This is a genomic window from Evansella sp. AB-rgal1 (genome assembly GCF_041820985.1).
Lineage (GTDB): Bacteria > Bacillota > Bacilli > Bacillales > Salisediminibacteriaceae > Evansella.
Window position 1 is genome coordinate 203806 of the sequence record NZ_JBGUAU010000002.1, and the last position, 14084, is coordinate 217889.

The window sequence follows — 14084 nt, forward strand, 5'->3', positions numbered from 1 at the left end:
AATCTGTATAGAGGTAGGAGAGACTGGTGGGGGAATTTTTATGGAACGTTTTGTCATCATTGACGTGGAGACAACAGGTGTTTCTTTTTTAAAGGGAGATAGAATAATACAAATAGCATACGTGATTATTGAAAACAATCAGGTAATAGAACGTTTTGATAGCTATATCAATCCTGGAAGGGGCATACCTTCGTTTATCCAAACGTTAACGAACATAGATAATAACTTAGTAAAGGATGCACCTCAATTTTCGGAAGTAGCTTCGATTCTGTTATCTGCATTAGATAATGGTGCTTATTTTGTAGCACATAATGTAGAATTTGATCTGTATTTTATAAATGATGAACTGGAAGCTGCAGGGTATGAACCTTTTAGTGGTCCAGTATTAGATACAGTAGAACTAGCAAGAATAGCTTTTCCTACTGCAGAGGGTTTCAGTCTGTCACGTTTATCTGAAAGCTTTAGGATGGAGCATAATTCTCCACACCGTGCTGATAGTGATGCAGAAGCAACGGGGCAATTGCTAGTGGAGATTATCAATAAACTCTCTCACCTACCTTATACGACATTAGTTCAATTGGATAAATTAAGAGGTAAACTAAAGAGTGATTTAGGAGTCTTAATTCATCAGTGGCAATTACTAAATTTGGATAAGGATTTAAAGGAGAATTGGGAAGAATTTCGCGGGTTAGTATTAAAGAATACAAATGTAAAGAAGGATAGTGATAATCAAAATGATATAGATGCTTCTTTACCCGCTTTTTTGGAAGAATGTATGAAAAATGAAGACTGGTGTAAAGAAAAAATAACTGGATATGAAACAAGACCAGGACAAATAGAAATGATGACGTTCATTCATGAAGTTTTCAATGACAGCGATATTGGATTAATTGAAGCTCAAACGGGTACGGGGAAAACACTGGCTTATTTACTACCAGCTGCTTTTAAAGCAAAGGAATTAAATAAACCGATTGTTATAAGTACACAAACGATACAGCTCCAAGAACAGTTAGTAAAAAAAGAGATACCTATATTAACAAAGATGATTCCATTCTCACTTCAAATTGCATTATTGAAAGGAAGAAGTCATTATCTATGCTTACGGAAATTTGAAAGACTTTTGCAGGATGATCCCAATGAAACGTATGACAAAATTGTCTCAAAGGCACAAATCCTTGTTTGGCTTACCGAGACGGAATCAGGAGATGTAGAGGAACTAAGCTTAGCATCTAGTACAAATCGTTTTTGGAATGATATTGCTAGTGATTCTTTTTCGTGTATATCTCCACGCTGTCCGTGGTTTTCCAGATGTTTTTATCAACGAGCAAAGACAAAAGCAAAGGACGCTCAACTGATAATCACAAATCATTCTCTAGTTTTATCTGATAGTATGTCAGAGCATCAACTAATTCCAACTTATGACTATATTATATTAGATGAAGCACATCATTTTGAAGAAACAGCAACAGATCAATTTGGAGTGAATATAGATTATTTATCTTTTACTCATTTATTTAATGAGATGAGTGGTAAAGAAGGAGATGGGCTACTTGCATCTCTTCAACCTATCTTTGCTAAAGATTTAACTTCTATAGATATTTTAATTTCTGTAGAGGAAAATACAAAAGAAGTAAAACAGGAATGGAATGATTTATTTCTACTTCTGCATCAATTTGTACATACGAATAATGCCAAACAAAATGAGCGTGGCAGAGTAGTAACAACTATTGATATAGAAAATTCTCGGTGGAAGCCGGTAAACGAGTCAATTAAACGTTTTCAAGTTAACTATCAGGAATGGCTCGCTAGTCTAAAGGAGTTATCTTCCTATTTGGAAAAACAAATTGGCAAGCAACTAGCTCGAAAAAAGTATGGATCTGCATTTAACACTTATTTAGATCGAATAGAAAAAGTATATACAGCTTTTGTGAAATTACTAATACAACATGACCAGGAAAGCATTTATTGGTTGGAATCTGATAGAAAAGGACCCAAACAATCAGTATTTATACAGAGTAAGCCTATCAATGTTTCTGATTTGCTAGCAGATCGATTTTTTCGAAAGAAACAAAGTGTAATACTGACTTCAGCAACCATGTCCGTAAACAAGGATTTTGCATACATGGAGGAAAAACTTGGTTTACAGGACTTTCCTACTAAAACGAAGATTGTTTCTTCCCCATTTAACTGGGAGGATCAAGTAAAATTAATGGTGCCAACCGACATGCCTTTGATTCAAGAAGTTGGAGAGTCCAGCTTCATAGAGGCTGCTGTACTTCAAATTTATCGTATTGCAGAAGTATCGAAAGGGAAAATGCTTGTATTATTTACATCATATGACATGTTAAAAAAAAGCTACAATTTCTTAAAAGAAATGCTTAGTGATGAATTTATGCTTATTGGTCAAGGCATTCAAACTGGGAGCAGATCAAAACTAACGAAGCATTTCCAACAATTTGACCAAGCAATATTATTAGGAACGAGCAGTTTTTGGGAAGGTGTTGATATCCCGGGTAGAGACTTGAGTGTCATCGTTATCGTAAGGTTACCTTTCACTCCTCCTGATGACCCAGTTTTTCAAGCAAAGTCAAGTAAGATGAAAAAAGAAGGGGTAAATCCGTTTATGAAACTTGCTTTACCTCAAGCAGTATTACGTTTTAAACAAGGGTTCGGTAGACTGATACGAAAAACTTCTGATAAAGGTGTTGTTGTCGTATTAGACCGAAGGATTTGTACTACAAGCTATGGAAATTCGTTTATAAAATCTTTACCACCTATTCCTTTTATTTATAAATCAATGGATGATTTGGAAAATGATCTCTCAAATTGGTTATAATATAATTGTGCGAACTCGTAATAGGAAGGACGTTCTAAATGAAGAAACCAATCGTACTATTCTTGACACTCTTGATTCTTCTCCTAATCACACCAACAGAAAGTAGTGCAGACAAACTACAGTTAAACTTAACAAAAGGAGAAATAGCATACACTTTTTTTGATCTAACCCATGGAGAAGCAACATTAATACAGGGAGACAGAGATCAAACTGTTCTCATCAATACAGGGCATGGACAAAGTGAGGAAGAATTAGAAGAGAGACTAAATATGTTCAATGTATCTTCTATAGACACATTAATCATTACAAGTAAACAAATTGAATATATTGGAAATCTCCCTTGGATTTTAGGTAATTATGATATTGAACGTCTCTTTCTTCCTCAGTCACTTTTTACAAAGTTTGAGAAACTTCTAAGTGATTTTGATGTACAAGTTACAACGTATAAAAAAGGGGACCACTATTCCTTATTAAACGACTTGCACATTGAAATATTGTACGTAGAAGATAAAGAAGGAGATGACAAGGGAGGAAGTGCGTTTTTCATTAACCACTTTGATCAAAAGCTGTTATACATGACAGTAGCGAACCCACATGTAGAAAAGCAATTGGTTCAAGAGTTTGATCTAAAATCTACTATGTTTAAAGTTCCTGATTTCGGAAGTGATCGAGGAACTTCGGAGGATTTATTAGATGAAGTAGATCCTCAAGTAGCAGTCATTTTTAGAAATGGAGAAAATAAACCAAGCAGTTATGTAATGGAAAGATTGCAAGAGACATGGATTGATATTTATCAGACAAGTAGAATTGGAACGGTAACGATTAAGTGTAATGAAAAGGATTATGAAATCATTACCGTTAGGCCTAAGAAGGATGGGTTATTTCCAAAAAGTTGGTTTACAAGAAAATGACTTAATAAGTCGATGAGGTATTTTAACTGTGTTGGGAGAGGGGAAAATGTACATTTTATTACATTCTGTCACTATTGTGACATTAAATAAAGAGAATGAAATCTTCCAAGGGTATGTAGTGTGGAAAGACGGTAAATTTACAGATATTGTAAAGGGAGATCCTACTTCTAATGAGCTTGCAAAAGTCCCTGAAATTATCAATGGAAATGGCAAGTGGCTTATGCCAGGGTTAATTAACAGCCATGGCCATTTAGGAAGCTCTTTTTTGCGAGGTGCTGGAGATGATTTACCATTAATGACATGGCTTGAAACAATAATGTGGCCGAATGAACGAACATTTACAGAAGAAACTGTAATTCAAGCTGCGTCACTTGCAATGATAGAAATGATTAAAACAGGTACAACAACGTTTTTAGATATGTATCATTTAGCGATGGATAAAATAGCAGAGTTAGTATTACAAAGTGAGTTGAGAGCGGTATTATGTCGAGGTATGATTGGTCTCGCTCCTGAAAAAGAACAGGAGGAAAAGCTTGAAGAATCAGTGAGTCTATTCCATAATTACCATGGCGCTAATAACAATAAGCTAACAATTGCGTTAGCGCCTCATGCACCATATACTTGTCCACCTGAATTTTTGCAAAAAGTAGTAAAAACAGCAGGACGTAATAATATGTGGATACATACTCATTTGTCTGAAACGAGAGGTGAAGTAGAGAGACATGTGTCTCAATATGGAATGCGTCCAGTAGAGCATTTACAAAACTTAGGTTTATTCCAGCAGCATTGTTTAATAGCACATGGAGTTCATATTAATGAAAAGGAAGTACAGATTTTAGCAGAAGAACGCGTATCGGTTTCCCATAATCCTATGAGCAATTTAAAATTAGGTTCCGGTATTGCTCCCGTTCCAATGATGGAAAAAACAGGAGTAAATGTAGCATTAGGAACAGATTCCACTGCAAGTAATAATAATCTAGATCTATTTGAGGAAATGAGATTTGCTTCGTTAATACATAAAGGTGTACACGAGGATCCAACAGTAACAACAAGTGAATCTATCTTAAAAATGGCTACCACTAATGGTGCAAAAGCATTACAATTAGATCATGTAGGATGTATTGAAAAAGGATATTTTGCAGATTTTATATTAATCGATCCTAACGTACCACATCTTCATCCTTGGAATGAGGAAAGGATTATTTCTCACCTTGTTTATTCCGTGAAAGGTTCGGATGTAACAGACTCCTTTGTACAGGGAAAGCAACTTATGAAAAACCGAGAAATTCTTACTTTAGATGAAGAAAAAATATTAAGCGATGCAATAAATTTCTTGAAAACGAGTCAAAAAGGATAATTTTTGACTCGCCTTCAAGTAGGTGGGGTGTAGGTTATTTAATTTTTGTTTTACAATGCTCTGGAAATTTTGTTTGTCTAAAGGCAATCTTTATTGTGTTAAAATGGTGGGGCCGGTGATGTGATCGTAAGGAAAAGATATCCTTTTCTTGTTGATAACATTCAGCAGTTGTTGTTACGTTTTCGTTCACGCTCATCATCCTTTTCTTTGGAGCGGTAATTATAGTATCACCAAATGATGCTGTTGTATAATTTACAATATTTCACCGTATAGGGAGAGATTGAGCAAGGCATAAAATGGAGGATACACATGGACCATAAAGGAATGGACACTTTAGCTTCTGTGAAAATAGAAAATTCTAGAGATATATATAAAGTAGTGGACTTGTTAAACCGTACGTTAAAAGGTCAAGATCTTATATTTGGTTTAGCGTTAGAAGATGATCATGAAGAAAAGAAGATGATTTTTACTATTTATGAAACGTAAATCGGGGTATGTATAATGAAACGTTGGATTTTTCCATTTATAGTTATAATTTTGACTGCATTTATAGGTTTATTTTATTATTTATATATGGAGATAAAAGAACCGTTACAGAGCAAACAAGCGCATATTACACAAGTAGCACTATCCGAAACAGATTTGGACTCTGTAAAACAGGTAGATTTTTATCATGGACGTCGTTCTTTTCAAGTAATAGAAGGGAAAGATAGTAACGGAGAAGACATGTTTGTATGGATTGAAGAATTAATCAATGAGAATGAAGGGAATACTGAACCACAAATTATTACAAGATATAAATCCGAAGGGATAACAATAGGGGAAGTTAGATCCATTGTCCAATCAAGACTGTCAATAACGCAACTGAAAAGTATTAAGTTGGGGATTATAGGTAACACGCCCATTTATGAAGTGATTTATATTGACGATGCAAATAGACATTCCTTTTACTATTTGACATTTGAGGATGGAGAATATATACGTCATTATCAATTTCAACGATCATAATAGAGTACTTTTAGTAATTATTGACTTCTATTTTTCTATAGTTGTATAATATTGAGAGTGTATTTTTCGTTTTAACATTTGCCATAGCAGTTTTTTTGGAGGGAAAAAAAGTGAAAACAACAATTTCAAATGTTGGTAACTATGTAGGTGAGTCAGTAACAATTGGTGCTTGGCTTGCAAATAAACGTTCGAGTGGAAAGATTGCTTTCCTTCAACTTAGAGATGGTACAGGCTTTATACAAGGTGTAGTAGTTAAAGCAGAAGTTGAAGAAGATGTTTTTAAAATTGCAAAAGAATTAACACAAGAAAGTTCTATTTATGTAACAGGTGTGGTCCGTGAAGATGAGCGATCTCCTTCTGGATATGAACTTACAGTTCAAGGGTTAGAAATCATTCATGCTGCAAAGGAATACCCGATTACACCAAAAGAACATGGAACTGAATTTTTAATGGACCATCGCCATTTATGGTTACGATCCAAACGTCAGCATGCCATAATGAAAGTAAGAAATGAGATTATTCGTTCTACATATGAATTCTTTAATCAGAATGGATTTACAAAAGTAGACCCACCTATTTTAACGGGGAGTTCTGCAGAAGGTACAACTAATTTATTCCATACGAAATATTTTGATGAAGATGCTTATTTATCCCAAAGTGGACAGTTATATATGGAAGCTGCAGCAATGGCATTAGGGAAGGTATTTTCATTTGGACCTACTTTCCGAGCAGAAAAATCCAAAACAAGACGTCACTTAATTGAATTTTGGATGATAGAACCTGAAATGGCTTTTATGGATCATGAAGATAGCTTAAAGGTTCAAGAGGACTATGTTTCCTATGTTGTACAAGCAGTGTTAGCAAATTGCAAAAAAGAACTTGCTGCATTAGAAAGAGATACATCAAAATTAGAGAATATTGTTGCACCATTCCCAAGGATATCATATGATGATGCCATTGAGATGCTTCAAAATGATGGGCATGAAATTTCATGGGGAGAAGATTTCGGTGCACCACATGAAACTGCCATTGCTGAAAAATTTGACAAGCCAGTTTTCATTACAAATTATCCAGCAAGTATAAAAGCATTTTATATGAAGCCGGACCCTAATAGAGAAGATGTTGTATTATGTGCAGATTTAATTGCTCCTGAAGGTTATGGAGAAATTATTGGTGGCTCACAGCGAATTGATGACGAAGAATTAATGAAGCAGCGTTACAAAGAACATAATTTATCTGAAGATGCATACCAATGGTACTTAGATTTACGTAAATACGGATCTGTTCCTCACTCAGGTTTTGGTCTTGGACTAGAAAGAACAGTTGCATGGTTATGTGGAGCGGAACATGTTCGTGAAACTATCCCATTCCCACGTCTATTAAATCGTCTGTATCCATAAGAATGAAAAATAGCGCCTCTGCATAGAGGCGCTATTCTTTTTGGTATTAAGGAAAGATAGATAAAGCGTGAGTTACTGGTAAAGTGAAGATGGCACTTTCGCAATTCTTTTTTACATTTTTTATACATCAAATTCGTAGGTAGAAAGTGTTATAATGGTCTGTGAGGTGTTTAATTATGAACAATGAAATGATGATACAGCAATATATGGACGAGCCTTTATCTATACCTTCTGCACTTATGACAAATTATACAAAACTAGGTTTAACGGAGGAACAATTTCTTTTACTAATTCATATAAAACGATTTGCTCAAGAAGGGAATTACTTTCCTACTCCCATAGAGATTCAGGAAAGAATGTCCATTGATGAAAATAGATGTACATTACAGTTAAAAGAGATGTTAAAAAAGGGGTTTATAAAAATACATGAAAAGCAAGATGAAGATGGTCGGTTAGGAGAAGCAATATCTACTAAGCCTTTATTTGAAAAACTTCTAGTACATTTATCAAATGAAGCGTTAGATGAAAATCGTAATAAGAAACAATTGGAAGAAGGTCAATTATTCCGTCGTTTTGAAGAAGAATTTTCTAGACCAATTACTCCAATGGAAATGGAAATGATCTCTATGTGGCTAGACGATGATGGTCATATACCAGAAATGATTGAAGCAGCTCTTCGAGAAGCTGTCGTTTCCTCTAAACTAAATTTTAGATACATCGATCGAATATTATATGATTGGAAAAGAAACGGCATTAAAACGATTCAAAAAGCGAGAGAACACGGGGAACGAATTCGTCAGCATCAACAACCTAGATCATCGCCTACGCACGAATCTTCAACAGCGCAGCAAAGATCACGACACCCACATTATAATTGGCTACAAGGAGAAAAAAGATAGTGGAGGAGAATCAATGCTAACAATAAAACAGATAGAACACGTTCTTTCAACGATGGGAGACATGTTTCCAGATGCAGAATGTGAACTTACTCATTCAAACCCATTTGAGTTAACTATAGCGGTTTTGCTCTCGGCTCAAGCTACGGATGCACTAGTAAACAAAGTAACCCCTACCTTATTTTCTAAATATAAATCGACAGAAGATTATATACAAGTGCCTTTAGAAGAGCTAGAAAATGATATTAAACGAATTGGTTTATTTCGTAGTAAAGCAAAGAATATAAAAAAACTGTGTCAATCTCTCATAGAAAACTATGGTGGGGAAATACCGAAAGAAAGATCAGAATTAGTGAAATTAGCAGGTGTGGGAAGAAAAACAGCGAATGTTGTAGCTTCTGTAGCTTTTGGTGAGCCCGCAATAGCTGTGGATACGCATGTAGAACGGGTAAGTAAACGTTTAGGAATTTGTAAATGGAAGGATTCCGTATTAGAAGTAGAGAAAACGTTAATGCGTAAAATACCAAAAGAAGAATGGTCTGTAACACATCACCGTCTTATTTTCTTTGGAAGATATCATTGTAAGGCACAATCTCCTAGATGTGAGGAATGTCCATTGTTAGAGATTTGTCGTGAAGGAAAAAAGCGTATGAAAAAACGAGGGGTTGTTGTATGATTGTTCCACAAACCTTTTGTTCTCCTCCGTTTTATGAAAAAAATAGTGAAATAACTATAACTAAATTTGCATCAATATTAGAAAGTTGGAAAGATGGCTTATTCCTAATGGATATAGCTTTTGCAACAAACGTTTTCCAAGATACAGAGAATCCTTGGGAATCGCCCGTTGAATCTGTACAATTAGCTGTTCAATACTGGCGTGAGTCAGGAAAGCCAACGATAGAAGAGTGTTTTAAAAAACGAGATCGAAATGGTGCCAAACCTCATATGGTTAAATTCTTAGCAATCTACATTCAAGTAATGCATTGGGCAAAAGGGGAGTCGGTAACATCACTAGATGATATATCTGATAAGATAAGTAGTATGTCTTATGCACCGATGAATGTATCTGAAAGGTTACAATTTATTTTGAATGTACCAAACCATCATCATGCATTTACAACATTAGATCAATTATTTGAGGAAAGTAAGAAAAAATTGGCAGTGTATCATTCGAAATTAAGAAAATGAAAGATGTAGCAAATAAAGAGGGTGCCCATAAAGGTTGTGTTTACCTTTCGGGCACCCTCTTGCACTTGGTATTACTCTTCTGGATCTACACGATCATCATCTTCCTCATCTTCACTGCCAATTAGGTCGTCAATCAAATCGTCAATGCCACCGTCATTGTTATTTCCATCATCATCGTCAGGTGGAGTTTCACCATTATCTCCAGAAGGAGGCTCTTCTTCTACAGGCTCTTCTTCTACAGGTTCCTCTTCCGGAATTTCAATTTCTTCCTCTGGAATCGTTAGAGAAACAGAAACGGCCTCACTCATTAATTCTTCGTTTTCGTCTGATATAGCTGTAACACGAATAGAATAAACAGTATCATATTCGATATTACCAATCGTATAGGCTAAATCTTTTGTAATGTCATACAGGGAGTAATCACCATCGCCTTCTTGAACTTCTAACATAAAGCTATAGCGTTCTACTAAGTCATCAGGGTAACTCCATTGTACCTGAATTTCGTGATCTTCTTCCACATATACAGCTTCTAATCCTGTTACAGGCTCTGCCTGTTCAAATTCATTTGACACTTCGGTAGGCTCATGTCCTTTTACGAAATACTCATAAATTATTTCGCTTTCAGGAGTATATTCACTCGGTAAAAGTCCGGTAGATTTTTCTATTCCAACACGAACAACAGAATCAGGTTGAACAAAATCTGCTGTTTCACGCCCTTGATGAGCGTACGTCATTATTTCGCTAAAAAGTAGCTTTGCTATATGCTGGGAACCGTCATATCTAATATAGCCATCTGATGGCGTATTATATCCAGTCCAAACTGCTGCAGTTAACTCCGTAGAATATCCTGCGAACCAAGAATCTCTTATACCACTGTCAATATTATGTCGTTGTCTTTCCACTTCTGTAAAGTTTGTTGACCCTGTTTTTCCCGCAATAGGAACTCCTGCAACTGCAGCTTGAGTACCAGTACCAGAACGAACGACCGTTTTTAGCATATCAGAGATCATAAATGCTGTATAATCGTTCATTGCTATAACGGGATCTGGTTTCATATCAATAACTTGACCACTAGGAAACTCCACTCTTGTAACTGTATGTGGTTTGTTATATTCTCCGCTATTTCCAAAGGCGGCATATGCCCCAGCCATTTGGTAAGATGATACACCGGTTGTAAAGCCACCTATAGAATAAGGTTCTTCGATAGTTGACAAATTAAACCCTAACTTTTCTCCAAACTCTCTTGCATAGTCTTTTCCTACTGCATGAAAAGCTTTTAAAGCTGTTGTATTTTGGGAAACCCGCAATGCCTCTCGCATCGTGATATCTCCTCTATATTCATTTCGGTTAAAATTGTGTATCGGAGTGCCATCAGAATATGCGTAAGGTTCATCCCTGATGATTCGTCCAGTAGACCATTTATGTTTTTCAATAACAGGACCATAATCTAAAATAGGTTTAATGGAAGAACCAGGTTGTCTTTGTGGATTTGTTGCCCAGTTCCACGTCTTCACTCCTTCTGCAGGTTTTCGCATCCCACCGATAGCTAAAACTTCTCCAGTTTTAGTGTCTAGGAGCGTAATCCCGGCTTGGAACAGTTCATCTGGAAAATTTATCACGTCGGACTGCATAACATGCTCCACATGCTGTTGTATCTTGCGGTCTAACGTAGTATAAATTTTTAATCCTCCCGTATAAATATCACTAGGTTCAATTCCATCAATGGATTCAACCTCAGTTAGCACTTGATCTATAAATGCTTGGTATGTGTAAGTTTGTCGTTCTCCAGGGTGTAATTGGTCTTCAATAGGAACGCTTCTTGCAGCTTCTGCTTGTTCTGGAGTAATCTTCTCATATCTTTCCATTAATGAAATGACTGTGTTTCGTCTGTTCTCTGCAGCTTCTGGATTTGTGTATGCATTAAAATAATTAGGCCGTTGTGGAATTCCGGCAAGCAGTGCTGCATCTTCAATGGTTAACTCGGACAGCTCTTTATTAAAGAAAAAGTGAGCAGCTTCTACAACACCATATCGGTTTCCAGAAAAGTTAATTGTATTTAAATACATTTCTAGAATTTCATCTTTTGTGTACTTTTGCTCTAACCTAACTGCTAAGTACTGTTCTTGAAGCTTTCTTGTCATGTTCTTATTAAAATCAAAATATAGGTTTTTAATAAGCTGTTGTGTAATAGTACTAGCACCTTCTGCACCAAAGCCTCTTGTAAAGTTTGCTACTACTGCACCGCCAATTCTACGTATATCTATTCCGAAGTGGTCATAAAAGCGAACGTCTTCTACCGAAATAAACGCATCAATTAGTACAGGAGGCATATCGTTTATACTGGCTAAACGACGGTTTTCGTTTGCTTGTAACGTTGTAATTATTTCTTCGTTTCGATCAAAGATTTCTGGATTTTGCGCTAAAGTAAGCCTGTCAGGATCTAACTCGGGAGCATCCCGAATAATTGCAAAAGCTGTAATTCCTCCTGCTAATACCATGACGAGAAAAAGAATTCCAATACCGATAAAGATTTTTTTAGCAATGGTTTTCTTATTTGTTGTTTTCTTCTTAGTTTCGTTCAGTTTTTTCTTTCGTTCTTGTCTTGTTCGATATTCATTTGACATGATGCATCTTCCTTTCAGATACAACTAAACTAGCAAATAAAACATAGTTTACATTATTCTATCAATTATTTTAAGATAGTCAATCCTAGGGTGAAATCCTATTGGGATGATTGCTCCCATAGCTTCGATTTCTTTTTTAGGGATGGACTTTTGCGTAGCCTTACCTGAAAAGTAAGGCAATAAATCTTCCCCATAAACAAGATAATCTTCATCCAATATAGTAAAACGAAGAATAGTAAAAGCTATACCGCCATGCTTGATCACCTCGGTTATATGGTTGATCTGATGATCATGAAAGTTTTGTAGAGGAAACCTTGTTTTGTTTCTTGTCTCTTTTGCTTCAAAATCAATGTACTTTCCTTTATAAACACCATTATAGTCAGTTGTAGATGGTTTTTTGAAATAAGCTTCTGTAACAACAGCAGCACTTCTTTTCGGATAACTAACATTGACAATTTGTAATGGTGTAGGTTTTTTGTGAATTACAGCTATTCCATGGGCTCGATAGTATTCATTTGTATTATTAATATCTTCCTCTAATGTCATCCCACGATTACTGTATCTCTCATCTTTTATGACATCACTTTGCTTGTTTACGATTCGTTTTGGTACAAATTTTTTTCCGTTTGGATATCGGAACTGCATAGCCACACATCCTTTAAAAAATAACAAAAAAAGCTCCTGAGACTTCTTAATAAAACCATCAATATATATTACCACAAAAATAACGGCAGAATATAGACTATATGACTATTTTTCACATTAATACAAATACTAAAACGTAATTTGTATTAAAAGGAAAGAGAGATTAATTATATGAATGTAGAAGCAATTAAAAAAGAAACAGAGAAGTGGAATAGAGATAACATCACTAGAACGGAGGCTTATCAATATTACTATCAATGTAACCCTGAAATTGAATGGTCTTATTTAGCAAGTATGGTTTCAAGAAATGCTGGTTGGAACATGTCTGATCTTTGGAGCAAGCCATTCAAGCAATTGCTTTCACTTGAAAAACGAAATCATTTATTTATGACGTATGAACGCGCTAACTGGATGATATTTTCAGATGCGTATCCACAGCTTCTTGTATATGATTGGTCAAAAAAAAGAAGCAAACCGTTGTTTTATTTATTATCTTATTTTCAAGTTTCTTCATGGATGATAAGGCAATGGGAGGATTTTTGGCAAACAAAGAATAGAAAGAAACTTCTTCATGCTTTAATTATTAATGAACAACATCTTATTCAGCAGCCTGTTATTGAATCTCCTTTCTTTAAAAAAGCTGTATTTAGTGAACTTGATTTTCTTGTACAGGAAAAATTACATTTTAGCAGTGTTATATTTCCAACCTTATATGGAGATCTATACGGGCGATCCGTAAAGAAGTTTATAAAAGTAGAAACAAGAGTTCAACTAGGTAAAGAATTAGCATGGATACTGTTAGAATCTCCAGTGAAAAGGGAGATTAAAGCATTTTTCCTTAAAAATGATTTTACTGCATCAAGAATAGACTATCAAAAATATCAAGAAGGTAAATTCACCTATACTCCAAAGCTTAAGTATATGTATCCATTTGTATATCATGAGGACAAACGTATAGATTGGTCTAAAAATCCACAGTTTAAACCTAATAAATTATTACAAAAACATAATATAACGTCTGTGCATTATATACTAACAGACTGGTACAAAAAAAAGCAGCAAGAAATTCTAGTAACGGCTAGTCTTGTTGGAAAAATGAAAGATATTTTTCACTAAGCTTGTCGTATAAAAACGTGAAAATCTACTTACTTTGTTGAATTCCTTCTAGTTTTGTCAAGGGTAAAGGAAGGACAGGATATATCTAGAATATAAGGTTTAT

General features: G+C 35.2%; 12 protein-coding genes. 10 read left to right on the forward strand and 2 right to left on the reverse strand.

Annotated elements, in window-relative coordinates:
• Positions 1-40: 40 nt before the first annotated feature.
• From dinG to ACERII_RS02620, 9 genes are all read left to right on the forward strand, one after another.
• Positions 41-2836 (forward strand): ATP-dependent DNA helicase DinG, encoded by a 2796-nt coding sequence (gene dinG, locus ACERII_RS02580; RefSeq protein ID WP_373639866.1) that lies wholly within the window; start codon positions 41-43, stop codon positions 2834-2836.
• 38 nt (positions 2837-2874) lie between these two features.
• On the forward strand, positions 2875-3747 hold the full coding sequence (locus ACERII_RS02585) for a ComEC/Rec2 family competence protein (protein ID WP_373639867.1): 873 nt from the start codon (positions 2875-2877) through the stop codon (positions 3745-3747).
• 46 nt (positions 3748-3793) lie between these two features.
• Positions 3794-5104, forward strand: a complete 1311-nt coding sequence (locus tag ACERII_RS02590) for an amidohydrolase (protein ID WP_373639868.1) — start codon at positions 3794-3796, stop codon at positions 5102-5104.
• A gap of 309 nt (positions 5105-5413) precedes the next feature.
• On the forward strand, positions 5414-5590 hold the full coding sequence (locus tag ACERII_RS02595) for a YpmA family protein (RefSeq protein ID WP_373639869.1): 177 nt from the start codon (positions 5414-5416) through the stop codon (positions 5588-5590).
• Between the two features lie 15 nt (positions 5591-5605).
• Positions 5606-6112, forward strand: a complete 507-nt coding sequence (locus tag ACERII_RS02600; protein WP_373639870.1) for a cell wall elongation regulator TseB-like domain-containing protein — start codon at positions 5606-5608, stop codon at positions 6110-6112.
• A 110-nt stretch (positions 6113-6222) separates the two neighbouring features.
• The gene (asnS, locus tag ACERII_RS02605; RefSeq protein WP_373639871.1) at positions 6223-7512 is read left to right on the forward strand and encodes an asparagine--tRNA ligase; all 1290 of its coding nucleotides are present in this window, start codon (positions 6223-6225) and stop codon (positions 7510-7512) included.
• Between the two features lie 176 nt (positions 7513-7688).
• Entirely contained in the window at positions 7689-8411 is a 723-nt protein-coding gene (locus tag ACERII_RS02610) for a DnaD domain protein (RefSeq protein WP_373639872.1), read from the forward strand.
• A gap of 13 nt (positions 8412-8424) precedes the next feature.
• The gene (gene nth, locus ACERII_RS02615; protein ID WP_373639873.1) at positions 8425-9084 is read left to right on the forward strand and encodes an endonuclease III; all 660 of its coding nucleotides are present in this window, start codon (positions 8425-8427) and stop codon (positions 9082-9084) included.
• Positions 9081-9596 carry a YpoC family protein gene (locus ACERII_RS02620; protein WP_373639874.1) on the forward strand — a complete coding sequence of 172 codons (516 nt, stop codon included), beginning with the start codon at positions 9081-9083 and terminating at the stop codon, positions 9594-9596. The genes nth and ACERII_RS02620 overlap by 4 nt, the downstream gene beginning before the upstream one ends.
• Before the next feature lie 71 nt (positions 9597-9667).
• On the opposite strand, the gene ACERII_RS02625 is transcribed toward ACERII_RS02620, so the two are convergent.
• Together ACERII_RS02625 and recU are read right to left on the reverse strand one after the other, a co-directional pair.
• On the reverse strand, positions 9668-12220 hold the full coding sequence (locus ACERII_RS02625) for a transglycosylase domain-containing protein (RefSeq protein WP_373639875.1): 2553 nt from the start codon (positions 12218-12220) through the stop codon (positions 9668-9670).
• A gap of 48 nt (positions 12221-12268) precedes the next feature.
• Positions 12269-12865, reverse strand: coding sequence for a Holliday junction resolvase RecU (gene recU / locus ACERII_RS02630; RefSeq protein ID WP_373639876.1), 597 nt, complete (start codon positions 12863-12865; stop codon positions 12269-12271).
• A 171-nt stretch (positions 12866-13036) separates the two neighbouring features.
• Here recU and ACERII_RS02635 point away from each other — a divergent pair, with 171 nt between their 5' ends.
• Positions 13037-13981: a DUF2515 family protein gene (locus tag ACERII_RS02635; protein ID WP_373639877.1), complete on the forward strand. Its 945-nt coding sequence runs from the start codon at positions 13037-13039 to the stop codon at positions 13979-13981.
• Positions 13982-14084 lie beyond the last annotated feature (103 nt).